The 22,551-nt window shown below is 48.0% G+C and carries 23 protein-coding genes; 13 read left to right on the forward strand and 10 right to left on the reverse strand.

Annotation, left to right across the window (positions count from 1 at the left end; translation table 11 throughout):
• The first annotated feature begins 16 nt into the window (after window positions 1-16).
• Window positions 17-682: an Imm3 family immunity protein gene (locus tag GQY55_RS19900; RefSeq protein ID WP_160043623.1), complete on the forward strand. Its 666-nt coding sequence runs from the start codon at window positions 17-19 to the stop codon at window positions 680-682.
• A gap of 419 nt (window positions 683-1,101) precedes the next feature.
• Window positions 1,102-2,328, forward strand: coding sequence for a copper amine oxidase N-terminal domain-containing protein (locus GQY55_RS19905; protein ID WP_160043624.1), 1,227 nt, complete (start codon window positions 1,102-1,104; stop codon window positions 2,326-2,328).
• A gap of 136 nt (window positions 2,329-2,464) precedes the next feature.
• Here the strand turns inward: GQY55_RS19905 and GQY55_RS19910 are convergent, their stop codons facing one another.
• Window positions 2,465-3,463, reverse strand: a complete 999-nt coding sequence (locus GQY55_RS19910; protein WP_160043625.1) for an aldo/keto reductase — start codon at window positions 3,461-3,463, stop codon at window positions 2,465-2,467.
• Between the two features lie 164 nt (window positions 3,464-3,627).
• On the opposite strand from GQY55_RS19910, the gene GQY55_RS19915 reads away from it, so the two are divergent.
• Window positions 3,628-4,302 carry a TetR/AcrR family transcriptional regulator gene (locus tag GQY55_RS19915; protein ID WP_160043626.1) on the forward strand — a complete coding sequence of 225 codons (675 nt, stop codon included), beginning with the start codon at window positions 3,628-3,630 and terminating at the stop codon, window positions 4,300-4,302.
• A gap of 94 nt (window positions 4,303-4,396) precedes the next feature.
• Here the strand turns inward: GQY55_RS19915 and GQY55_RS19920 are convergent, their stop codons facing one another.
• The 3 genes from GQY55_RS19920 to nirB are packed head-to-tail and all read right to left on the reverse strand — an operon-like array spanning window position 4,397 to window position 7,904.
• A complete protein-coding gene (locus tag GQY55_RS19920) occupies window positions 4,397-5,158 on the reverse strand; it encodes a formate/nitrite transporter family protein (protein WP_160043627.1) in 762 nt (253 codons plus the stop codon).
• Window positions 5,133-5,483, reverse strand: a complete 351-nt coding sequence (gene nirD / locus GQY55_RS19925; protein ID WP_160043628.1) for a nitrite reductase small subunit NirD — start codon at window positions 5,481-5,483, stop codon at window positions 5,133-5,135. The genes GQY55_RS19920 and nirD overlap by 26 nt, the downstream gene beginning before the upstream one ends.
• A 15-nt stretch (window positions 5,484-5,498) precedes the next feature.
• Window positions 5,499-7,904 carry a nitrite reductase large subunit NirB gene (gene nirB / locus GQY55_RS19930; RefSeq protein ID WP_160043629.1) on the reverse strand — a complete coding sequence of 802 codons (2,406 nt, stop codon included), beginning with the start codon at window positions 7,902-7,904 and terminating at the stop codon, window positions 5,499-5,501.
• A gap of 225 nt (window positions 7,905-8,129) precedes the next feature.
• Between nirB and GQY55_RS19935 the strand changes: the two genes are divergently transcribed.
• Window positions 8,130-8,981: a nucleotidyltransferase domain-containing protein gene (locus tag GQY55_RS19935; protein ID WP_160043630.1), complete on the forward strand. Its 852-nt coding sequence runs from the start codon at window positions 8,130-8,132 to the stop codon at window positions 8,979-8,981.
• A gap of 147 nt (window positions 8,982-9,128) precedes the next feature.
• Here the strand turns inward: GQY55_RS19935 and GQY55_RS19940 are convergent, their stop codons facing one another.
• Window positions 9,129-10,442, reverse strand: coding sequence for an amidohydrolase family protein (locus GQY55_RS19940; RefSeq protein ID WP_160043631.1), 1,314 nt, complete (start codon window positions 10,440-10,442; stop codon window positions 9,129-9,131).
• Between the two features lie 244 nt (window positions 10,443-10,686).
• Here GQY55_RS19940 and GQY55_RS19945 point away from each other — a divergent pair, with 244 nt between their 5' ends.
• The 4 genes from GQY55_RS19945 to GQY55_RS19955 all read left to right on the forward strand — a co-directional run bounded on the left by GQY55_RS19945 (window position 10,687) and on the right by GQY55_RS19955 (window position 12,109).
• Window positions 10,687-10,878 (forward strand): hypothetical protein, encoded by a 192-nt coding sequence (locus GQY55_RS19945; RefSeq protein ID WP_236575735.1) that lies wholly within the window; start codon window positions 10,687-10,689, stop codon window positions 10,876-10,878.
• Between the two features lie 120 nt (window positions 10,879-10,998).
• Entirely contained in the window at window positions 10,999-11,175 is a 177-nt protein-coding gene (locus GQY55_RS31045) for a hypothetical protein (RefSeq protein ID WP_201452190.1), read from the forward strand.
• Between the two features lie 148 nt (window positions 11,176-11,323).
• Window positions 11,324-11,569 (forward strand): phosphatase, encoded by a 246-nt coding sequence (locus tag GQY55_RS19950; RefSeq protein WP_160043632.1) that lies wholly within the window; start codon window positions 11,324-11,326, stop codon window positions 11,567-11,569.
• A 117-nt stretch (window positions 11,570-11,686) separates the two neighbouring features.
• Entirely contained in the window at window positions 11,687-12,109 is a 423-nt protein-coding gene (locus tag GQY55_RS19955) for a hypothetical protein (RefSeq protein ID WP_236575736.1), read from the forward strand.
• Window positions 12,110-12,215: 106 nt separating this feature from the next.
• On the opposite strand, the gene GQY55_RS19960 is transcribed toward GQY55_RS19955, so the two are convergent.
• On the reverse strand, window positions 12,216-12,902 hold the full coding sequence (locus GQY55_RS19960) for an NAD(P)-dependent oxidoreductase (RefSeq protein ID WP_160043634.1): 687 nt from the start codon (window positions 12,900-12,902) through the stop codon (window positions 12,216-12,218).
• 206 nt (window positions 12,903-13,108) lie between these two features.
• On the opposite strand from GQY55_RS19960, the gene GQY55_RS19965 reads away from it, so the two are divergent.
• The gene (locus tag GQY55_RS19965; protein ID WP_160043635.1) at window positions 13,109-13,687 is read left to right on the forward strand and encodes a TetR/AcrR family transcriptional regulator; all 579 of its coding nucleotides are present in this window, start codon (window positions 13,109-13,111) and stop codon (window positions 13,685-13,687) included.
• 212 nt (window positions 13,688-13,899) lie between these two features.
• On the opposite strand, the gene GQY55_RS19970 is transcribed toward GQY55_RS19965, so the two are convergent.
• From GQY55_RS19970 to GQY55_RS19980, 3 genes are read right to left on the reverse strand one after another with little or no spacing between them, the layout of a single operon-like run.
• Complete coding sequence (locus tag GQY55_RS19970; RefSeq protein ID WP_160043636.1) at window positions 13,900-14,409, reverse strand: SRPBCC family protein; 510 nt, start codon at window positions 14,407-14,409, stop codon at window positions 13,900-13,902.
• Window positions 14,410-14,429: 20 nt separating this feature from the next.
• A complete protein-coding gene (locus GQY55_RS19975; RefSeq protein WP_160043637.1) occupies window positions 14,430-14,753 on the reverse strand; it encodes an ArsR/SmtB family transcription factor in 324 nt (107 codons plus the stop codon).
• Window positions 14,754-14,774: 21 nt separating this feature from the next.
• Window positions 14,775-15,113 carry a DUF1801 domain-containing protein gene (locus GQY55_RS19980; RefSeq protein WP_160043638.1) on the reverse strand — a complete coding sequence of 113 codons (339 nt, stop codon included), beginning with the start codon at window positions 15,111-15,113 and terminating at the stop codon, window positions 14,775-14,777.
• A gap of 474 nt (window positions 15,114-15,587) precedes the next feature.
• On the opposite strand from GQY55_RS19980, the gene guaD reads away from it, so the two are divergent.
• The 3 genes from guaD to GQY55_RS19995 all read left to right on the forward strand — a co-directional run bounded on the left by guaD (window position 15,588) and on the right by GQY55_RS19995 (window position 18,998).
• Window positions 15,588-16,952 (forward strand): guanine deaminase, encoded by a 1,365-nt coding sequence (gene guaD, locus GQY55_RS19985; RefSeq protein ID WP_160043639.1) that lies wholly within the window; start codon window positions 15,588-15,590, stop codon window positions 16,950-16,952.
• Window positions 16,953-17,051: 99 nt separating this feature from the next.
• Window positions 17,052-18,398, forward strand: a complete 1,347-nt coding sequence (locus GQY55_RS19990) for a uracil-xanthine permease family protein (protein WP_160043640.1) — start codon at window positions 17,052-17,054, stop codon at window positions 18,396-18,398.
• Window positions 18,399-18,614: 216 nt separating this feature from the next.
• Entirely contained in the window at window positions 18,615-18,998 is a 384-nt protein-coding gene (locus tag GQY55_RS19995) for a nuclear transport factor 2 family protein (RefSeq protein WP_160043641.1), read from the forward strand.
• 242 nt (window positions 18,999-19,240) lie between these two features.
• On the opposite strand, the gene GQY55_RS20000 is transcribed toward GQY55_RS19995, so the two are convergent.
• A complete protein-coding gene (locus GQY55_RS20000) occupies window positions 19,241-19,966 on the reverse strand; it encodes an SMI1/KNR4 family protein (protein ID WP_160043642.1) in 726 nt (241 codons plus the stop codon).
• Window positions 19,967-20,276: 310 nt separating this feature from the next.
• Between GQY55_RS20000 and GQY55_RS20005 the strand changes: the two genes are divergently transcribed.
• On the forward strand, window positions 20,277-22,551 hold a 2,275-nt coding region (locus tag GQY55_RS20005; RefSeq protein WP_201452191.1), incomplete at its 3' end, for a toxin Cry1Ac domain D-VI-related protein.

The following is a 22,551-nucleotide window of genomic DNA, read 5'->3' on the forward strand; positions in this document are numbered from 1 at the left end:
AAAAGGAGAAATAAGTATGGATTGGGAGTATGAAGAGTTATTTGAGGCTTTTAACGAAGATTATGTTAATTACAGAAGTGAAAACTACAGTCCATGGGAATCTCTTGCTAGAACATGGGGAGAATATGAGAATGTAATAAACCGTGGAGAAATGGAGAAGGCAGTAATTTATGTTGCTTATGGTGAGAAGTTGTTGTTCCAAGAGAAAATTTTTATTAACGCAAAAAAAATAACCCTGGATGCATTGAATACCTTGGATTTGAGCAAACTTCAATCTGTGTTGGATACAGAGCAGCTGGAAGAATTGCTTGCTAGAAGAAGTAAGGTTCTCGAGCAATTAGATAGTAAACCGTTAGACCAATATCCCATTGCTAGATGGTATTATCGTGAAATAACAGAAGAGGTAGCTGACTTTATTGATAAGAAGCTTCAAGAAAATAATAGTAATGATCTTGTTTCAGTTGTATTAAAAAGATTTGAAAGGGACTGTAAGAATACAGTAGGTGAGAATATTATTATTAAAACAACTTTAGTTGAATCCTTAAAAGGAAAGGTGACAGAGAAAGCGAAGTTAGAGCCAATAGTAAAAGAACTTAAAGAATTTAAGGCTGATGATTTGGGGCAGCAATTATCTGAAGATGAAAAAAAAGATCTATCACTGCGTATTAAAGCATGCATTTAACCATATCACATATACTTGTAATAATCATATTTAGGTTTTACTAATTCGTGCGCCACATATTGATTTAGTTTTTATACCCCAAAAAGAGTATTACTATTAAACAGGTCAATTATGGTCAGATACTATCATGATTGACCTGTTTCTTTTCATTTTTCTTACACATAAATTGATTCAATAGTAAAAAGTTTCTACCCTTTCATTCCTAAGGGGAAGAGGAAATTTTACAGATACTATGAAAAGAGAATCAGTTGTCCGTCTTAAAACCCGCATCAAATAGTCCCGGTCCCCCCCTTTATTCCACCTTCAAATTCTACACCTCCTACCTACTGACCTTGTTGCCATTTATTACATACCGTATAATTTCAATGTGCGGCAATGTTGCACAGAAGAACAAATTCAAAAAGATAAGGAAATCACCCATGAAAAAATGGCTAGTATGCACCTTAGCGATCATGCTAAGTTTCGCTGCGTTCAACCCCGCTATTAACGCTGCTGAAGTTCGAGTATCCGTGGATGGGCGTGATGTACAGTTCCCGGATGAGCCCCCCTATGTCGATCAGCGATCCAATCTTACGATGGTTCCGCTTGCTTTTGTATCCGACAAGCTCGGAGCCGCTACGAAATGGGACGGAACATTAAAGCAAGTTACGATCACGCTTAACCGTGACACCGTTATGTTGGTGATTGGCGATCATCATGCACTGGTGAATGGAAAAAGAGTCGACTTTGAAGGGTCCGCGGTGCTCAAAAACGGCCGCACGATGGTTCCGCTGCGCTTTATTAGCGAAGCGCTGCACGCCAATGTGGATTGGCAGCCCGCGCGCCATCTGGTGAGCATTATGACCTCCGTGGCCCATGTTCCGAAAGGAACATGGATATGGGACAGTCGCATCATCAAACAGGATCAGGATAAAATCATAAACTTCGCAAAAACGAAGGGTGTAACATCGATTTACCTTCAGGTGGATCGAGATCTCGATCCAGCGATATACGAGGATTTTATTCGAAAAGCTACCAGCGAAGGAATTCAAGTGGAAGCCCTTGAGGGGCGCCCCGAATGGGCCTATAAGTCGAAGCAGGAGGATATTCAAAAATTCATCGCCTGGGTTAAAACCTATAATGCCTCTGCCCACCCGGAAGCCCGCTTTACGGGACTGCATTTCGATATTGAACCCCATTTGCTAAGTGATTGGACGAAGAACAATAAGACGATTCTTGAAAGCTGGATGGACAATTTGAGGCTGATCGAAAAAGAAACCAAAGGCAGCGGCTTGAAAATGACACTCGACGTTCCGTACTGGCTTAATACGATTAATGTACCAGGAACAAATTATAGCATGAGCGCATGGCTGCTGGAAAAATTCGACTGCCTCGTCATCATGAATTATCGGAATCATGCGTTAGGCAGCAACGGGATTGTGGACAATGCGCAGGCCATGCTGAGGGAAGCCTCCACGCTGAAGAAGAAAGTTGTGATTGCTGTAGAAACGGTCAAAAGCGCCGAGGGTCCGCGGGTCTCATTCTTTTCCATGAGCAGCCAAACGATGGAAAAAGAGCTCCAGTCCGCCCATAATCAGTTGGCGCATTACGCAAGTTATGGCGGCTTCGCCATTCACGATTTCAAAAGCTGGCTGGACATGAAATAAGAAGCTGCGGATATCCACCCATAAAATATATACCGTCTGCTGAATGAGAAAAACACCTCTTCATCGCCGGATCGTGGTTGGCAAGGAACCCGTCTGGGATGAGGAGGTGTTCATTTTTGTCCAGCTGATTGCCCGTTTACTGGAGAGATGATCCCGAAATCAACTTCATCAAATGTCTCCCGAATGATTCACTGTCGATATGCCGGTCACCATGGACTGCATTTTTGGGACTAACCGCTTCTATACGCGCCAAATCATCAGGTGTCAGTTCAATATGAAGGGAAGCTCCATTTTCCTCCAAATATTTGATCTTTTTGGTTCCCGGGATCGGCAAAGCGCCGTTGGCCACCGTCCATGCCAATGCCAACTGGGAAGGAGTGCAGTTCTTTTCCTCCGCGATTTCTTTGATTTTATCCACAAGGTCCACGTTTTTCTGGAAGTTCTCCCCTTGGAAACGCGGAATATGTCTGCGTACATCATGCTCTCCCAGATCTTCGAATTTGCGAAGCTCACCGGATATAAAGCCCCGGCTCAGCGGGCTGTAAGCAACATGGGTAATGCCCAATTCCCTTACGGCAGGCAGAATTTCATCCTCGATTTCCCGGCTCCAAAGGGAATATTCGGTTTGCAGCGCAGAGATCGGATGTACCGCGTGGGCGCGGCGAATGTCCGAGGCAGAGGCTTCCGAAAGGCCGAGATAACGGACTTTTCCAGCTTGAACGAGATCAGCCATGGCCCCTACCGTCTCTTCAATGGGAACATTGGGGTCCACCCGATGCTGGTAATACAGATCGATATATTCAACCCCCAATCGGCGAAGGCTTTCATCCACCGCTTTCTTTACATAATCCGGGTGGCCATTAATTCCTGCAAAATGAGGAAGGTAAGCAAATTTTGTAGCAATGATCGCTTGGCTTCTGCGGCCTTTGAGCGCTTTGCCCAGCAATTCCTCATTATGGCCGTTCCCATAAACATCCGCGGTATCGAGCAGCGTAACGCCTAATTCCAGCGCATGATGTATCGTTTTTACGGATTGTTCGTCATCCGTTTGACCATAGCCCCCCGACATTCCCATCAAACCCAAACCGATAGAAGAAACAACCAAGTCGCTATTTCCCAGTTTTCTCGTTTTCATGAAGCCAGCCTCCCTTGTTTTCCTTAAATTTGAATTCATGGTAACATGAAATCAATACGATGTAAACAAATTAATCACTTTTTGTCTATTTTATTTATTTTGTATACGGTGTTTATAATTTGAGTTGGATTAGGTAAAATAAAAAGATAAAGGGGGCTCATCAAATGGACGACGAAAACAAAGTCACGGACAAGCAAAACGGGACAAAAAGCAGGCTCATCCAAAAGCTATTGCATTATGTGAGAAAAAACGGTTTCCAATCCTTGCGCATGGAAGAGATTGCGAAAATGATGGATGTCAGCAGAGCCACTTTATATAAATATTTTTCATCCAAAGAAGAGGTCATTGCTCATCTCGTGAATTTTTATGTGGATTATATCAATGATCTGATGGCCGACTCATCTGACAATGATGATAAATTTGGTATTCGGTTCCAGAAATTGTTTGAACAATCCGTTTTGGTTGTAGAATACATTACAAATGTTTTTTTAACGGAACTCGAAAGCAATTACCCGGAGATGTATGACCGATTAAGGGAGACATTGGAACAACGGGAACAGCAATGGTTGGCTTTTATAAATGAAGGCATCCAGGAAGGCATTTTTAATGAGATCAATGGCAAGCTGTTCATCATGCAGGATGAAATATTGCGAAACCTATTTGACGTAAAATATTTAATGGTGAATAACTTAACCGTTCACCAGGTCCTCCATGATTTTTACAAATTGAAAAAAATTCAATTATTCAAACCCGAAAAACTTCAAGCCGTAGACGACACCAAGATGATGTCCAGAATGGAAGGCATGGCTCATAAAATTACCAAGAATCTGTACTTATAAGCAAAAAAGCCGCCGTCCCCGCTTTCGCAAAAGCGGCGACAGGCGGCTTGCCTGCGTTTTTTTATCTACGGAGCAATCCTGTTTCCTCTGCCCCCTAATCCTTCGCAATATACCAATAAGCGATGCCGACGAACAAAATGCCGCCAACCATGTTGCCGAGCGTCACCGGGATCAGATTCGCGGCCATTCCCGCCCACGAAACCGTCTCCGGATGCGGGATGAACAGCGATATCGACAGCAGCGTCATGTTCGCCACGCTGTGCTCGAACCCGGAAGTAATAAAGGCGAACAGGCACCAGAAAATCATGACCAGCTTCGCGATTTCTTCCTTCAGCTTCATGGAGCACCAAACCGCGAGACAAACGAGCGTATTACACAAAATGCCGCGCATGAACAGCTCCATAAACGGCGCATTCATCTTCGCGCTTGCCGCGCTGTTGATGAAATCGGCCGTGCCGCCCTTCGCAAGACCGGTAAAGACGAAAATCGCCGCTACCAGCATGGATCCGGCAAAATTGCCGACATAGCTGTAAAGCCATATTTTGACCGTATCCAGCCAGGTCGTCTTTTTGTTCAGCGTGCTGACCACCATGACGAAGTTGTTTCCGGTAAACAGATCCGATCCGGCCATCAAAACAAGGCTCAAGGCGATGCCGAAGCTGACTCCCATGACAATTTTGGTGGCGGGAGCATGGGCCGGGGACAATAATCCGCCGATCGTAAAGATCAGGATGATGCCAAATCCGACGAACAGGCCCGCCAGCATGGAGGAGACGAGATATTTCCCAAAACTCCGGTTCAATAAGTTAACCTTGCCGACGCCTGCGTTTTCAACGGTTAAGATCGTGTTTTTCATGGTGCTTCAGCCCCCCAACATAGACGTAACCGTCGATCACGGCGGTCTCGTAGGTCGCGATGCAGCCGTCGTCCGGCTTTTGCACTTCGCCCGTCGTCAACGAGATTTTCCAATCATGCAGCGGGCAAAATACGTATTCACCCGACACGATCCCTTCGGCAAGCGGCCCGTTTTTATGCGGGCACCGATTGCTTACGGCACGCACCTCGCCGTTTGACAGCCGGAATAATGCGATCGTTTCGTCCCGCACCTGGACCTCCTTGCCGATCAGCGGCTTCAGGTCCTCCAGCTTCATCACTTTCACCAGTTCCTTTGTAGCGCTCATGCGGTTCCCTCCCCGTTATGGTTTTTCCACCGTGTACATGCTGCGGCGTTCCTCGTTGTCGAGCGCGGCCTTCCAGGCTTCGCGGTAGGTTCTTTTCGCTGCCTCGAACCGGTCAACCAAGATCCCGATCTCCGCTTCATCCGCCAGCATGTGGCGCACCCAATCCGCGCCCATCCGGTTCACCCAAGGGGCCGTGCGTTCGCCGTAAATGCCCGTTTCCCGGTACAGCTGCACATAGGCTTTGGCCAGTCGAATCACTTCTTCCTCCGTCGTTACGGTCGTCAAGCTGTCGCATTCCCGGACCTCGGTGCCGCCGTTGCCGCCGAAATATAGCTGATACCCGTTCTCCACGCACACGACGCCAAAATCCTTCGTCAGCACCTCGGCGCAGTTTCGCGGACAGCCGGTGACGCCCATTTTCATTTTGTGCGGCGTGTCGACCATCTCGATTTCCTGCTCGAGCCGGATGCCAAGCCCTAACGAATCCTGCGTGCCGAAGCGGCAAAATCTCGAGCCGACGCACGACTTCACGTTGCGCAGCGATTTCGAGTAGGCATACCCCGAACGCATCTCCAGCTCTTCCCATACTTTAGGGACATCCTCTTTTTTCACGCCGTACAGGCCGATGCGGCTGGCGCCCGTGATTTTGACCAGCGGCACCTCGTATTTTTTCGCCACTTCGCCGATGCGGATCAGATCCTCCGGCGTCGTCGTTCCGCCATACATCCGCGGAATGACGGAGAAGGTGCCGTCCTTCTGAATGTTGCCTTCCATCCGTTCGTTGACGTACCGGGAAGCCTTGTCGTCGGCATACGTCTCGGGACGCAGCATCCGCAAGTAGTAGTTCAAGGCCGGACGGCATTTCGAGCAGCCTTCCTCATGCGCAAACCCAAGCACGATGCGCACTTCCCTTGGCGACTGCAGCCCTTTCTCCCGGATTGCGGCGACGACTTCGTCGCGGGAGAGCGTGGTGCAGCCGCACATGCCGGCCGCTTTTTGCGCCGATGCATCGAATTTATCGCCGAGCGTATGCGCGAGGATCGCTTCGACCATGCCGCGGCATTTGCCGCACGAGCCGCCGGCTTTCGTCAAGGATTTGACTTCATCGAAGGTCGTTAATCCATGCTCGAGGATCGCGCCGACGATTCTTCCTTTCGTCACGCCGTTGCACCCGCAGATCGTCTCGTCCGCGCTGATCGCCGCCACGTCCAGTCCGCCGTCATCCCCGGCTTTATGCAGCACGGATGCGCTCGTATATTCCTCGATGTCGCTTCCTTTTTTCAGCATGTTGAACAGCCGGTTGCCATCCGAAACATCCCCGTAGAGAACGACGCCAACGACCTTTCCGTCACGGACCAGCACCTTTTTATAGGCTCCGGCAAATTCGTCCTGAACAACGATCGCTTTCGTGTTCTCATCCGCATGAATTTCCCCGCCGCTGAACAGGTCGCAGCCCGCCACCTTCAACTGCGTCGACAACACGCTGCCATGGTACCCTTCCGTCGGCTGGCCTGTCAGATGGTCCGCAAGCACAACGCCCTGCTCATAAAGCGGCGCTACCAGTCCATAAGCGATGCCGCGGTGTTCGGCGCATTCGCCGACCGCATACACGTTCGGGTCCGTCGTCTGCATGACGTCATTGACCTGGATGCCCCGGCCCACCGCCAGCCCCGCTTCGCGCGCCAGCGCGACATTCGGCCGGATGCCGACGGCCATCACGACAAGATCGCATTCGACGCTGGTGCCGTCTTCGAATCGCAGCCCTTGCACCCGGCCGTCGCCGTAGATTTCCGTCGTTTTTTTCTCCATCAGGAACTTCATGCCTTGGGCTTCCAGATCCCGCTGCAGCAGCTTCGCGGCTGCCGGGTCGAGCTGCATTTCCATCAGGTAAGGGAGCAAATGAACGACATGCACTTCCATCCCTTGGTTCATGAGCCCGCGTGCCGCTTCCAGGCCCAAAAGTCCGCCTCCGATGACCACCGCCTTTTTGTACTGTTTGGCCGCTTCCAGCATCATTTTCGTATCGTCAATCGTCCGGAAGCCGATCACACCCTCGAGGGTATGCCCAGGTACCGGCAGGATAAACGCACTCGACCCCGTCGCGATAATCAGCTCGTCATAAGGCACCACGCTTCCCCGATCCGTTGTGACTTGCTTCGCTTCCCGGTCGATCGTTACCACGCGCTCATTCGACAGCAAATGTATGTCATTGGACTGATACCAATCCCAATCGTTGATCGTAATTTCCTCAAAGGTCGTTTTGCCCTGCAGCACAGGGGACAACATGATGCGGTTATAGTTCGGATAAGGTTCGTCTCCGATCATCGTCACATCAAAGCGTTCGCGGTCGCGGCGTAGAATCTCCTCGATGCACCGTGCTCCCGCCATCCCGTTGCCAATCATCACCAATCTTTTTTTCATTGCCACGCCTCCCGTGCAACATTGTGAAATCTATTACATAGCTAAGCGTAGCTGAATTTCAAGGATTTGGATGTAACAAAGATCACAGACATGGGGAAAAGATTCAAATTTGGGAAAGAAAAATTTTAAGGGATTCAGTATTTTTTAAACGATCTACTACCTACCCGCTAAAGAGCCAAATCGTTTATGATGGGATAAAGTCAAACTTGGAACGGAGTGAAAAACATGGATGCGCAAGCGATCATTTCAAACATCGTAGAAGTTCTAAAGCAAGTCGACGGCGTGCAAGCTCTGGTATTGGGCGGTTCAAGGGCGAAGGGAACGCATCATCCCGGCTCCGACATCGATATCGGCATTTATTACGATCCCGGCAAAGGGCTGGACCTTGCCCAACTGCGCCGCGCAGCCTCGGATTTGGACGACGATCATCGAGACAACGTCATGACGGACATCGGCGGTTGGGGATCCTGGATCAATGGCGGCGGCTGGCTGCAGGTGAGGCAAATGCCGGTTGATTTTTTATACCGCGACCTCGGCAAAGTGTCCCAAGTCATTGAGCAGTGCCACGCCGGACATCTCACGATCGACTATCAGCCGGGGCATCCCCATGGATTCCTGAATGCGATTTATGCAGCTGAAGCAGCGTTGTGCAAGGTGTTATGGGATCCATCGGGACATGTTGGTGAAATGAAGAGCAGAATGACCCCCTACCCGCATGCGCTTCAAAAAGCGATCATCGAAAAATTTCTGTGGGAAGCAAGTTTTTCGCTGGAGATCGGAAAAAAAGGCATCCCTAAAAAAGATTTATCTTATATCGCCGGATGCTGCTTCAGGGCCGTCTCCTGCTTGAATCAGGTTTTGTTTGCGCTGAACGAAACGTATTGGATGAACGAAAAAGGGGCTGCGGCCATCGCCGATTCTTTTTCCACGGTGCCAAGCCGGTACGCTCAAAGAGTCAATGACATCATCACCCTGATCGCGGAAGATCAAACCGGTTTAGAGAAAGCGCTGGAGATGCTGCACGATTTGATTCAGGAAACGGAGCATCTGGTGAAAATGAAAGGCGTTTTGAATTAACGGTGCAGTCAGCTGGACAAATGGAAAATGAAAGAATAAAAACCGCCTTCGATGAATTGCATCCCAATAGTTAGACTCCATCCGTCGTTGGGGTGCAGATCACGAAAAGGCGGTTTTCATAAGAGATTTCTTTCTCTTTGTTAATATTTAGCCGATTGGTTGCTGGACACCTTTGAGCCACACGGCTTTAATTGACAAGCTATCCGAAATCTTGGTTGTAGGGTCCCCATCGACCAGTACGAGGTCAGCACGTGTGCCTTCGGCAATACGGCCGCGGTCATGAAGTTCAAAGCGGCGGGCCGTTGTAGAGGTAGCCGACCGCAGTGCTTCCAGCGGAGTGAAACCTGCCTTAACCAGCAATTGCATTTCATGATGAACGCTGGCACCGTGGGCAAGACCGCCGAGCTGCGGTACGGGAACCGGTGAAACATCCGTGCCGACCAAAATATCGACTCCCGCCCGGTGCAGATCCATTAGGTTTTTAAAGCTGTTCTCCATGCTTCCTTGCGGAAAGGTGTTGAAGCTGGAGTTCAAGATATCGATCCATTCCGGGCTTAATTTGGAATGCACGCGAGGATCATCAGCCAACTCCGATGCCGAATTGCCAATGATGGATGCATTCAATACCAGGCATGGTATAACAAAAGCGCCGGCATCTGCGATGGATTGTACAAGCTCTGGCGTTGACCCGGACCGATCCATAAACAGGTGACCCAGTCCGTCCACCCCAAGATCGATAGCGGTTTGCGAGGACCGAGCGGTCAATACGTGCGCAATGACCTGTTTATTAAACTTGTGGGCTTCGTCCACGGCCGCTTTTAAAATGTCGTCGCTTAGTACAGGCAATCCAGGCGCACCCATGACCGTCCCTTCTTCAATCATGATTTTAATATAGTCAGCGCCATTCCCCACTTGGGTGCGCACATGTTTGATTGCTTCTTCAATCGTTGTAACCTGCGGCACTTCTTCGTGGTCATGGGCATAGGCCGCAAGCATCGCTTCCCGTTCTTCCTCTGACAGTTTCTGCAGTTCCTTCATTACAAACTCGGGGATTTCGCCGTCATCCGGCAGCAATTCATCAGGATGGCCCCCGGGAGCGGTAACCGCGTTGCCCGCGGAACGAACGTCCGCGATATCATGCAAATTTTTCAACTGTATCTCGCGGCCCCTTTTCGTGAAATCACCATTCAATTCGAGTTCCGTCGTGACACCGAATTTTAACGCATCCCGTAATCCGCCGATGGAGGTATGAACATGCGCATCAATCAACCCTGGCAGCAGTGTTGCATTTTCCGCATCGATCACTGTGGCGCCTGCCGGAATATCTCCTCCCACCGAAATAATTTGTTCCCCTTTGATGACAATCGTTCTTGCATCGATGACATTTTCCCCGTCAAAAATACAAGCATTAGTAATAGCCGTAATCTTTTCGGATGAAAGGATTTGTTTTTCATTTGTCATAAAATTTGTCCTCCTAATTTATATATGGAATGATTAAAGACTAACAGTTAGAAACCTAACTGTAAATAGTCTATCTTTTTATTTATTGCTATTCATGGCTTAACTTCATTCCCTCATCGGCCACGTACACGCGCATTGACAGGCAAGCGGGCGCTTTGTATAGTTATTTTATTAACAGTTAGAAGCCTAATCGTTGGATGTGAGAGGATCTAAAATGCCCCGTAAGGATACACCTTTTTTGGATATGTTTCAGGTTAAAATTCCGGCGAACAATGAACGGCAAAAAAATATTTACGTTCTGCCGAAAGGCATAGGAATAATTGAAGACTTTCGTGAATCCTTTCAAAAAGTGGAGGACGGTATTGTTCAACCTTTGACAGAAGCGGAGATGCAAACGCTCAAAGAATTGCTGATAAAAATCAACCAACACCTGTAATACATTCCGTACGGGGTTATGTCGGAGCGTGTTGAGTAGTTCCTTTATGCCGTGGACGAAACGTATGGAATGTAACGAAAAAGGAATTACGGCGTCTATAAGGAAAAGGAGGATGATTTTATGTACCGTGATAAAAAATATTGGATTCTTGTCCTTCCATTTTTGGTCATTGCAGTCATACTGGCTTTTACTTTACCCCAAACACTAAGACCGCTTGCAGTACTTGTCGCGTTAGTATTTTGGGTCGTGTATTATATTTGGGATTATTTCGAAAAAAAATCAAACAAAAAATCATAGAACTCTATTTTCTTTTCAAATCAGCCTTTCCGAATTCAAAGCTCCTTTCTTGTTACCTTTCAAAAACCCCCGCTGTTTACGGCCAAAAAGAACGACAACAATCGGGGGTATAATTCAATATATTGAAATATTTAGGGGGGATCGATTAATGAAGAAATTATATGTTGGTTTGACCCTTTTGTTGTTTAGTGCCATAATCTATGGTTCTGATTTAATTTCTGCGGCTATTTACTCCCAAGTTTTAGTAAAAGAAGGTATAGGGTGGAACTCAGACTACGGTATTTTCAAGACTGCTTTAATGGAAATAGGAACCATCCCTATTACAATAGCAGTGATCTCGGGAATAGTAGGAATCGTATTAACTTACATATCACTCAAAAGAAAACCAACTTAATTGCAGAATTAGGATGTCGTTTTCAGATACGCCATAGGCACTTCCAGGAGGGAGAGAACGGTAATAAAAACGAAAAAATATATGGCGGTTTTGTGTTTTATTCTGACATTCGTTACAGTGGGTTGTTCAAATAAAGAAGTCCATGAAACGGTTGAAGTTTTCTCCGTAGAGGTTTTTACTGATACTCCTAATCATGAGGGGCTATATGTGAAAACCGGGTATAAAAAGGTTAATTCTATAACTTATTTTGAAAAATCAAATAATCTAGAAAGAACTAGATTGTCTATATTAGAAGATTATTTCGATATGGATGGCAAATTTATAGAAAGTATAATCGCTTATTCAGAACTCGATAGGAATCTGCTTACCCCCGGACTTGAAAAACCAAAAGAAAACAAAAAGAAGATGAATGAGCCAATAACCATTCTTGCTCCTGCGATGAAAGAAGATCAACCGGGAGAACCGAAGAAACTAACAGAAGCCGAGTCGGAACAGGTAAGGAAACATATTTTGGAATTTACTCAAACGTTAAATGATTAGAGGGGTCCACTGTCTTTAATTCTCGTGGGCCCCATAATATGGGGGGACCAGCGTTGCTGACACCACCCGCGAATATATGCAAAAATATGTAATGGAAAAGATGATGTTATCGTCCAACATTAACGATCTTCCTGACCCAGGTTGGCTCGCTTGTCGCCGCCCGTACGAGGCTGTCGGCGCAGTCGGAGAAGGTAATCGGCAGGAATGGAGCGATGCGGGCCGATGGACCTGCAATATATTCCAAAGTGGCAGCCGCGTCACGAAGTCCGGCCGGTCGTACAATAACCCAATCCAGGCCGCTCCGTTGCACCGCACGCTCGGCAATGGCCTTGTCCTGGACCGCCTTCGAGAAAATGCGCTGGTGAATGCGCATTGCCCACCGATGGACTGCGGAGAGTTCTTTCCCGTCGCTCAAACCAATGCCGCTTTGCATGACTAGGCGCTTAACTCCTGCACGCTGACAGGCCGCAAGGATATTCGAAGTTCCCTCCGACACGACGGTACCCGGCGAGAAGTTTGCCGCAAGCATATTCGGGATTCCCTTCGACATGAAGGTACCCGGCGGGAAGTTTTTTGTTGGACCGATGCAACTAATGACCACATCCGTCCCGGCAATGGCTTTGACCATACTCGACGCGTCGAATACATCCCCCTGCCGGGTGCTGAGCCGCTCTGCGGGGGGAATGACTTCCGGCCGGCGAGCCACGGCTACGACCTCATGCCCCAATTCAAGTGCCCGCTCCATCACTTTCCTTCCCGTTCCCCCTGTTGCTCCGATAATCGCAATTTTCATTGGAATGCTTCCCTTCGATTGGTGACCATGATCAAACCATCCCCTTACACGCACATATAATGCGCATTAGTATATTAAGAAACAACTATGTATAATTGTAAACGGAAATAGAAAGTCCACAATTGTTAAAAAGGCAGGTTCCGTGCATTAGTTCACGAATCCTTTATCATTGTGTATTTATTTTCAGGAAAGCTGGTGTTTCCCAAGTGTCAAAGGTGGATCGAAGGATACGCAAATCCCAGGAAGCAATAAAAATGGCTGTGATTGAACTGATGATCGAAAAAAATTTTGACCAGATTACGATACAAGATATTTCCGACCGGGCAGATGTCAGCCGAAGAACCATCTATCTTCACTACATGGACAAATTTGATCTCCTGGATAAGCTCATCGAAGAACATATTGACGAGATGCGGGAACTCTGCGATTCAACAGACGATGACGCCGATTATACGGATATGGGGTTGTTATGGTTCGAGTATTTCGAGAGTCATTCTTTATTCTTCTCCGCATTGCTAGCGAGTAAAGGGAGTCCTTTTTTCCGCAATCGATTTCTTGAGTTTTTCCTCCAAGAGTTAAAGAAAAAAGAGAACGATCTGCCCGAAGGGAGCAACCAAGGATTAACCGACGGTGAGGATGTTGATTTTCAATTTTTAGGAGCGGCTATCGTAGGGGTGGTGGAATGGTGGTTCAAGAACGGAAAGCCTCATCCTCCTTCCTTCATGGCGGGGCGGTTGGGGTCATTACTTGAACGGAATCTTGAAGCTGTTTTCCCGCCTGCATGAAGGAAACTTCTATGCTGTATCATCCCTGGCTTGTTCGTCTGCAGCCGTTCCAGACGGCATCGATCGATCGCCGGGCAAAAAGAAGAGCAGCTGTGCTGCAGCCTCCAGGCCGCAGCACAGCTGCTCTTCTTTTCGGATCTCAAGCAACCTTAAGCGACGGTGCCAGTCACCTCGGCGTTACCGCTCCGGGTGTTTTCCGATGCAATCATATATTATTGCTGGCTGGCCAGGTAATTGTCGAGCTCATCGAATGTACCGACGAAGCCTTGCTGTACCATAGGTCTCATGCCTTCAAACGCCGCGCGCTCTTCTTCGGTTGCGTTTATCGGACCGCCGCTCAGCGTGAGGGTGGTTTTCCCGTTTTCCTCCGTAAGCGTCAGGATGTTGATGATTTCAAGCGGCCAATTCGGGTTAAAAGGCGCCCGAACCGTGTTGCCTTCTTCGTCCGAAAAAGATTGGACATATACCAGTTTTTCGGGTGCATTCACTTCTTGATACACGAATTTGCCCCACATGACATGCCCCTCGGGAGATGTCTGGCTGCCAAGAAATAATCCTCCCGGGCGTACGTCCATCTTGCTGACGTTAAGCGAAAAGCCTTTCGGTCCCCACCATTTGCAGAAGTGCTCCGGATCCGTCCATACCTTGAATACAAGTTCACGTGGAGCATTAAAAACTCGGGTCAGTAACAACTCGTTGTTTTCAACCTGATTTTCCGCCATGCTAACTCCTCCTTGATATTTTAATTAAGATGATCCTTCTGAAGTTCCTGCAAATATTCATCCAACCGATCCAAACGGTCTTCCCACAAGCTGTGGAACGTCTTCAACCAGCTCTCCATCTCCTGAAGAGGCTCGGGACGTAATTTATAGAAACGGCGATTGGCCTCTGGACGCACCTCGACGATATGAGATTCATTCAATACTTTTAAATGTTTCGACACTTGCGGCTGCCGAATATGAAGCCTGTCAGCGATTTCCCCTACTGTTAGCGAGCCTTCACGAAGCAATTCGACGATCTGCAATCGAGTGGGATCAGCTAGCGCGCTCAAAGTTGTAATGTCCATGTCATCCCCTCCGATCAGTCGCTAGAGCGAACTGGATGCCTTTTCAAGCAATTGACCCAAAAGAACGTAGTCCGGCGAATCGCCTTCACGGATCTTTAACCATTTCCGTTCAGGCGGTCCTTCAAAACCTTTCGGCACTTCCAAATCGGCCGCATTCATGATCATGAACGCAATGGCGTCTTTGGAAGGGGAAATCACTGCGGCGTAATGTCCGTTCTTCAGAAAATGCGGCTTTTTGTACTGGACTCGCTCTTCGACCTCGGAAATGGTTTCATGGACCAATTCACGAAGACGCTTGGAAACTTCAATTTGCCACGGTTGACCGAGGTTTTCGATAAAAGAGGTTACTTCTTGATTCATTGGGATTCTTCACCTCCTTTTAAGGAATTATTTTCTAATTGGAATATACCATATTCGGAATATACCTGTAAAGGGATATTATAAAAAAATCGCGTCATCCTTTAGAAAAAATTTCGATCGGCAAATCATGAGCCGCTTCGTACGGAACTGGACATTTCATCACTAAGCCGATTCCAGCAGATCACGGAGCCTAAAATAGGCTCCCGCCCCCCTTTCTCTTCGGTCACATCCGAATAAATTTTAGACGTGCCATTACCAATCTTGGTTACGTAAGCATGGCTGCCGCTCGTTGAGATTACCCCAGGAACCACCATTTTTTCATGCTGATATAAATAACAGGGCAATGCGCTATTTAACCTCACATTTATTTCCAAGCCATACAATTTAACATTCGTATTTTGATATGGACTTATCATTTTCCAACGCATATAATAACAATCATATCATCTAAATACGAACATTAAGGCGGTTAAAATGGATAAATATATGCAATTGTTTCGAGGGACGGCATTTTCTAGCAAATCCTCCAAAGAAATTGAAATTTTAAAAGAACATCTGTTCTGCGTCAATCCGGACGGCATGATCGAAAAGGTCGTAGCGCCGGCGGATGCGGATTATCAACTTTTGTTGGATGCATATGAAGGAAAAGACAACTTCCATCAGCTAGCCGAAGGCCAGTACATACTGCCCGGATTCGTCGATTTGCATGTTCACGCGCCGCAATGGGCCCAATCCGGAACGGCCTTGGACATTCCGCTCTACGATTGGCTCAACACCTATACCTTCCCGTTGGAATCCAAGTTTTCGGATCTCGATTTTGCGCAGGAGGTCTACGACGATTTGGTCGGCACCCTGCTCGCCAACGGCACGACGACCGCCCTTTATTTCGCCACCGTTCATAAAGAAGCCAGTTTATTGCTGGCCCAGATTTGCGCCGACAAAGGCCAACGCGGACTCGTCGGGAAAGTCGTCATGGACGATCCGGAGCAAAATCCGGAAACCTATCGCGACGCCGACACCCCAACGGCATTGGCCGACACGGAGGAATTTATTCTCGCCGTCAAAGAGTTGTCCAAAACGACCAAACAAGGCGTTTTCCCCGTCGTGACGCCAAGGTTTATTCCAAGCTGCACGGATGAGGCGTTACAAGGTTTGGGGGAACTGGCGAAAAAATACGACGCATACGTGCAATCCCACTGCAGCGAAAGCGACTGGGCGCATGGTTATGTGCGGAATCGGTTCCAGAAAAACGATGCGTTTGCCCTGCATCATTTTGGGCTGCTGCGCGACAAGTCCGTCATGGCCCACTGCAATTTCCTGAGCGACGATGACGCCGATTTGTTTGCCGAAACGGGAACGGCGATTGCCCATTGCCCGATATCCAACGCCTATTTTGCCAACAGCGTCATTCCCATCGCCCATTTCCACGCGAAAGGCGTGGAGATCGGCCTCGGGACCGACATTTCGGGAGGTTTTTCGCCGAGCCTGTTCGACAACGTCAGACAAGCCGTCATGTCTTCGAGAATGCTGGAAGATGGCGTGAACCCCGCCCTTCCTGCCAACAACCGCGGCGTGCCGGGATCGCGCATGACGGTCGACGAGGCGTTTTATCTGGCGACGGCCGGCGGCGGCGAAAGCTTGAGTTTGCCGATCGGCCGCATTCAGGAACGCTATGCCTGGGACGTGCAGATCATCGACACCAAGCTGCCATCCGCCAAACTGCCGATTTTTAACGAAGACGAAGATTTGCATGACATTTTTCAAAAAATCATGTACCTGACCCGGCCGGAAAACATCCGCGAGGTCTGGGTGCAAGGCGAAAAAGTTCATTCGCGGTAAACATAGAGCCCGTTTCTCTGATTGACGTTTTTTTCTGCTAAAGACAAGACCAACCGCGATGTGCGGGACCAATCCAAAAAATTCGAGGTGCACTCCTGAGTGAAAACACAAGCAGACACGCAACTTCACGCTCCACAGCTAACCGTTTCACCCGACGAAAAAATTTCGGTCGGCAAATCGATCATCCTCGGCTTGCAGCACGTCGTCGCCATGGACGTCTATGTCGTGCCTTTTCTTATCGCGATGTTGATCGGTTTGTCCTCCGGCCAATCCAGCGCTTTGATCCAAGCGACCTTTATTGCGGCCGGGCTGGCAACCATCGTACAAACGTATTTTTGCATGAAGCTCCCTGTCGCCCAAGGGCCTTCCTATGTTCCGCTTGGCGCGATCGTCAGCATTTATGCCGCCAGCGGCGGCGGGCAATTGGGCTGGAATTCCGTGTTAGGCGCCGGCTTGGTTGGCGCGGTTTTAGTGATCGTTTTGGGCTTTACCGGCATTTTCAACAAAATCGTCAAAACGTTCATTCCGCCGATCGTTGGCGGCACGATCATTTTTATTGTCGGCCTTTCTTTGTTGCCGGTGGCGATCCGGGATAATATCTACGGTGCCAAGGACGCGACGATCAACCAAAACGTGCTGCTTGCCCTCATTTCGGGCGCCGTGCTCATTCTTTTCGTCATCCTGGGTTCCTTGTTCCGCAACAAAGGCTCCATCTTCCGCATCATTTCGGTCATGGTCGCGTTAATCGTTGGATGTATATCGGCGAATGTGATGGGCGTGTTGGACTTTTCCGCGGTGAGCAACGCCAAATGGTTCAGCATGCCGCAGCTCCCTTTTGCCGACTTCGGCTTTTCCTTTAACTTCTCGGCGATCATCACCATGGTCATTATCTATTTCGTTTTGCTGGCCGAAACGACAGGCACATGGTTTGCCGTCAGCAACGTCATCGATCAACCGTTAACGGACAAAAACCTCAACCGGGGCGTGATCGGGGAAGGCATCAGCTGCCTGATCGCCTCTTTGCTCGGTTCGACGCCGGTGACGGGTTATTCCACCAATGCCGGCATCATTTCCATCACAGGCATTGCGAGCCGTCGCGTTTTTCTTGCGGTTGGCGTATGGTTTGTTATTTTCGGCTGCTCGGGCAAACTGGCCGCCTTGATCTCTTCGATCCCCACGGCCGTCATCGGCGGCGTTTTCACTATCGTGTGCGGCATCATTGCCATCAACGGCATTCAGGTCATGAAAAACGTCAAAATCGCCGAAAAGGAAATGTACATCATCGCCATCCCGATGATCCTCACCTTGGCTCTGGTGATGATTCCGCAAGACTTCCTGCATTCGCTGCCTACGTTCGTGCAATATCTGTTGGGCTCGCCGATTTTGGCCGCGTCGATTGCGGCGATCGTGTTGAATAAGGTGCTGCCTGGCGGGAAGTCATCTTAAAAAAAGAGGCTGTTTCATGTCGAGGGACGGTTCCAACCATCCCCTGTAAAAAACAAGAGCAATCAAAACAGGGCTGACTTGAAGGGGAATTTCTCCTTCCGGGTCGGCCTTGTTCTTTTTCGATAGTGGGTATCGGCAAAGCATCCATAGGAAAATGACGTGTTGCTCTAGAATACAACTGTGATGCGGTTTACTTTCCAGGAGAGGTGTAAAGCCATGAATAGCGAACAGACCAAAGCAATCATTGAAGCGTACTTGAATGCCTACAATTCATTTGACGTCGAGGGAATGCTCAACCTATTGCACGAAGACGTCGTCTTCAGAAATTTTGCCAATGGCGAGCTGAACACGGAGACGAAAGGAAAAGAAGAATTCAGGCAACTGGCCGAACAATCCACCAAGATTTTCTCTAGTCGGCGTCAGACGATTACGGATTATCAAACGAATGATGATAAAGTAAAAATCCAGATCGATTATGAAGGAACGCTGGCTGTCGATCTGCCTAACGGGTTAAAAAGCGGCGAAACGCTGCAGCTAAAAGGGAAATCGGTGTTTGAGTTTAAGGAAGGGAAAATCGCGGTGATTGAGGATTATAGCTAAGGCTTTTGGAAGAAGAATCTCTAAAAGCAGGAAAAGTTTAAATAATGAGAGTCCCTTCTTCGAACTGTGGAAGCCCTCTTGATATTTGAACAGCCATGGAAAGCACCTTCCATGGCTGTTTTTCTGCTCTCATTCACATGCCCGTCCCTAATGAAAATCCCTTTTAGAGATACGCCTTGCAATTCCCATAGGGTAAAAGAAAAGCTCCTCAAGTTGGCCGCGTCCATCAATTCATCAAAGTTCTATAGATTCGTTCGAAACGGGGGTAGGCTGGTGTCCTTCCCCATTTCGTTTAGCAGATTTTCGATGCTTGCCCGCTGAAATGACGCCAGAAATACGGCCAACGGTTCCTCCGTTCCCTCTTCGGATACGTCCAGTTCAAACACGATCAGCACATCGTCCTTCACATAGATTTTCCATGCGTTCAGTTCGGAACCCTCGTCGATCTCGCACTCCCGATCAAGACGCATGCATTTGCGATAGTCCGACATTCCCCACATGCTCTCATCGAAGTTGGCCCAATACGGAAGCCGATCCTCAACGCCCAACTGAATGAGTGCCTTCCCGGCGAGAAAACGTCGAAGCGATCGATTTTCCAGCTGCCAATCCGGCAAGCTCCACGCGCACAGGTAAACCGGCGGGTCTTCCATCTGCAAATCCTGCAATCGAATCCCGCAATAGATCACCGACTCCTCTACCTGATAGAAAACCAGGAAATCCTTATCCGTCGTAAAAAAATCGTTATCGGGAATAAATACCTCCTCCAGCGGAAGAGGTTCATATTGGTTATTGCACCCTTGGGTGATATACGGCGATCGCCCCAAAATCTTATAATACTCCCGTAGCGCAGCCGGCAGCGGAAAGCCCAAGCTTTGCTCCTTGGCCTGAATGTCTGCCTCCTGAATGCCGTGGGACTCCTCATGATGCTCTCCCAATATACGTAGAAGCGTTTCGATCGTTGCTTTCATCTTTTTGAGTTACCTCCCCCGTTTTCGTTCTTGAAGATTCATTTAAAACCATTTCTAAATACATTTCAAGGAGCTTGGCTCTCATCTCTTTAGGAATGTCGCGTTCATAATCATTTCCTATTCGCCCCCTGCACTTCCCGCCTTCTCCACACGCCACAAGATATTTCGATTGACAACGACATATTTCTCCAAGATAATACTCACTAGTAATATATATAATACTCTCGAGTAATATTATCGTTGGGTGTTATTGGACTATCAATAGCCTCACGAGGGGCTAGATATGTATCCGAAGGAGGACATTGAACTTATGAATAGGCGGGAAAGACGGAGACCGAAGGAAACCAAAATCATTTTTATCGCATTACTTTGCTTCCTATTACTCGGCGGGATCGTTACTAAACAACCTGTTGAAGCAAGCCAGAGGGGTACCATTTTTTCGGACATAGAGCCAGGCAGTGAATATGAAGAAGCTTTGACCAGCCTGGTTCAGCAAAAAGTGATTTCGGGCTATTCGGACGGGACCTTCCGTACATCCGAAAAATTGAATCGTGAACAAGCAGCGGTGATGCTCGCCAGAGCTCTGCAAATCAACCTGGAGACGGTGGATGATCCCGGTTTCCAAGATGTAAATGAAAGCTCCACATATTATAAATCGATTGCTGCCATGGTAAGCGCCGGGATATTCCAAGGATATTCGGATGGAACATTTAAGCCTGACCAATCGCTTACACGCGCGGAAATGGCGAAAATTCTCGTAACTGCCTACCAGTTACCGGAAGAAGAATTAGCGGCAAACCCTTTTAAAGATGTATCCTCGACGAGTTGGTACGCTCCTTATTTGACTTCATTGATACATAATAAGATTACATTAGGAACTTCACGGACGACGTACTCGCCGAATAATGCCGTAACTCGTGGCGAAATGGCGTCATTTATCTACCGTTGTCAACAATTAACGCAACAACCAACGGAGCGGGTCATCGAATCTGAGGTAACGGCCATCACTTCAAATTCAGTTCAACTGGGTAACGAAAGCTTTGCATTAACTGATGATCTCAAAACTTGGATCACGCCTGAGAATCTTCCTATATTAAAACATTCGCGAATCAAAGCTCAAATGATCGGAGGAAAAATAAGCCGCATTGAATCGGTTACTCTTTACGCAGACGGGCTATTAAATGATGGAAAGGTAAATCCAAATGTAGCGTTAACAGGTAATGGGGCTGCTATCGATGCCACGGTGATCATAAAAGGTGACCATTTGTCCATGAAAGACGCTACGATAACAAAGGATTTAATTATAGAAAGCGAGGTTCAAAACAGCTTTTATCTTGAAAATGTGCAGGTAAAAGGTTCGACGATATTGTCAAAGCCACGGGAAATCGTTACAGCGGGAACGAATAACGCATTGGTTTCATCCGATATCAAAAGTAGCCGCACCCCCAAATTGCATGTTCATCATTCAACCCTGCAATCTGTTCAAGTGGCGTCAGGGAATTTCACCATCAAATTAACAGGGGATACTAAAGCGAATGAAATAGACCTTTTAGCCGATGCGAGGATCGAGGCAGACGCAAGTATAACCATCCCCATCGTCAGGGTTGGAACCGGATCCTTCAATACCGTGTTAAATGCAAGGATAGATTCACTTTTCGCCGACAATATGAAGAGTAGAATTACCCTTGGAAACGCCGCTAAAATCGAAGATTTACGCATAGAACTGAAAAATAATGCGAGGTTCATCTTTCTAGACTATGAGTTAATAAAACACAAAATTATTAGAATTAATGGGGTTCTGAATACCGATTTGCAGCCTTCGGCTGGCGGGTCATCTGATGGCGGGTCACACGATGGCGGATCAGGCGGGTCACCTGGTGGCGGATCACCTGGCTCGGGGGAAAACCCCAATTTAATAGCAGCAAAAAATGCCGTGGCTTGGTTATTTTCGGACCATACAAAAACAGCACTGAAAGCGGGCGTAGACCAAGCCGCTATTGACAATGCGAAGGCTAAAGTGGATCTAGTCGCGGATGGGGCGGAAAAGTCGTCATTGATGGAGGATCTTCAATTAGCACAACAACTTTTAAACGCACAACTCGAAGCTATTGCTAATTTACAAGCAGCTTATGAAGCCGTGAATGGCTTATTTTCGGACCATACAAAAACAGCACTGAAAGCGGGCGTAGACCAAGCCGCTATTGACGACGCGAAGGCTAAAGTAGCCCTAGTCGCCGATGGGGCGGAAAAGTCATCATTGATGGAGGATCTTCAATTAGCACAACAACTCTTAAACGCACAACTCGAAGCTATTGCTAATTTACAAGCAGCTTATGAAGCCGTGAACGGCTTATTCTCGGACCATACAAAAACAGCACTGAAAGCGGGCGTAGACCAAGCCGCTATCGACGACGCGAAGGCTAAAGTGGATCTGGTTGCGGATGGGCCGGAAAAATCTGCTCTAAAAGATGCTATTAAAATAGCTCAAGATTTACTTACCCAAGTCCTAGCACCGCCGACTTTGACGGCGACCGCTCCGAATGCCGATACCGTGCGAATTACATTTACCGACGATGCTGCATGGA

It is taken from the genome of Paenibacillus sp. USDA918EY (assembly GCF_009870825.1).
Classification (GTDB): Bacteria; Bacillota; Bacilli; order Paenibacillales; family Paenibacillaceae; genus Paenibacillus_AQ; species Paenibacillus_AQ albilobatus.

What these genes read in the sequence shown, in the direction of transcription:
- nirB (WP_160043629.1), bottom strand. Translation starts at nt 7,904, where the DNA reads ATGAAAAAAAGATTGGTGATGATTGGCAACGGGATGGCGGGAGCACGG.
- GQY55_RS19940 (WP_160043631.1), bottom strand. Translation starts at nt 10,442, where the DNA reads ATGACAAATGAAAAACAAATCCTTTCATCCGAAAAGATTACGGCTATT.
- GQY55_RS31045 (WP_201452190.1), top strand. Translation starts at nt 10,999, where the DNA reads ATGTACCGTGATAAAAAATATTGGATTCTTGTCCTTCCATTTTTGGTC.
- nirD (WP_160043628.1), bottom strand. Translation starts at nt 5,483, where the DNA reads ATGAGCGCTACAAAGGAACTGGTGAAAGTGATGAAGCTGGAGGACCTG.
- GQY55_RS19915 (WP_160043626.1), top strand. Translation starts at nt 3,628, where the DNA reads ATGGACGACGAAAACAAAGTCACGGACAAGCAAAACGGGACAAAAAGC.
- GQY55_RS19905 (WP_160043624.1), top strand. Translation starts at nt 1,102, where the DNA reads ATGAAAAAATGGCTAGTATGCACCTTAGCGATCATGCTAAGTTTCGCT.
- GQY55_RS19920 (WP_160043627.1), bottom strand. Translation starts at nt 5,158, where the DNA reads ATGAAAAACACGATCTTAACCGTTGAAAACGCAGGCGTCGGCAAGGTT.
- GQY55_RS20000 (WP_160043642.1), bottom strand. Translation starts at nt 19,966, where the DNA reads ATGAAAGCAACGATCGAAACGCTTCTACGTATATTGGGAGAGCATCAT.
- GQY55_RS19960 (WP_160043634.1), bottom strand. Translation starts at nt 12,902, where the DNA reads ATGAAAATTGCGATTATCGGAGCAACAGGGGGAACGGGAAGGAAAGTG.
- GQY55_RS19900 (WP_160043623.1), top strand. Translation starts at nt 17, where the DNA reads ATGGATTGGGAGTATGAAGAGTTATTTGAGGCTTTTAACGAAGATTAT.
- GQY55_RS19910 (WP_160043625.1), bottom strand. Translation starts at nt 3,463, where the DNA reads ATGAAAACGAGAAAACTGGGAAATAGCGACTTGGTTGTTTCTTCTATC.
- GQY55_RS19935 (WP_160043630.1), top strand. Translation starts at nt 8,130, where the DNA reads ATGGATGCGCAAGCGATCATTTCAAACATCGTAGAAGTTCTAAAGCAA.
- GQY55_RS19975 (WP_160043637.1), bottom strand. Translation starts at nt 14,753, where the DNA reads ATGGACATTACAACTTTGAGCGCGCTAGCTGATCCCACTCGATTGCAG.
- GQY55_RS19970 (WP_160043636.1), bottom strand. Translation starts at nt 14,409, where the DNA reads ATGGCGGAAAATCAGGTTGAAAACAACGAGTTGTTACTGACCCGAGTT.
- guaD (WP_160043639.1), top strand. Translation starts at nt 15,588, where the DNA reads ATGGATAAATATATGCAATTGTTTCGAGGGACGGCATTTTCTAGCAAA.
- GQY55_RS19950 (WP_160043632.1), top strand. Translation starts at nt 11,324, where the DNA reads ATGAAGAAATTATATGTTGGTTTGACCCTTTTGTTGTTTAGTGCCATA.
- GQY55_RS19980 (WP_160043638.1), bottom strand. Translation starts at nt 15,113, where the DNA reads ATGAATCAAGAAGTAACCTCTTTTATCGAAAACCTCGGTCAACCGTGG.
- GQY55_RS19945 (WP_236575735.1), top strand. Translation starts at nt 10,687, where the DNA reads ATGTTTCAGGTTAAAATTCCGGCGAACAATGAACGGCAAAAAAATATT.
- GQY55_RS19995 (WP_160043641.1), top strand. Translation starts at nt 18,615, where the DNA reads ATGAATAGCGAACAGACCAAAGCAATCATTGAAGCGTACTTGAATGCC.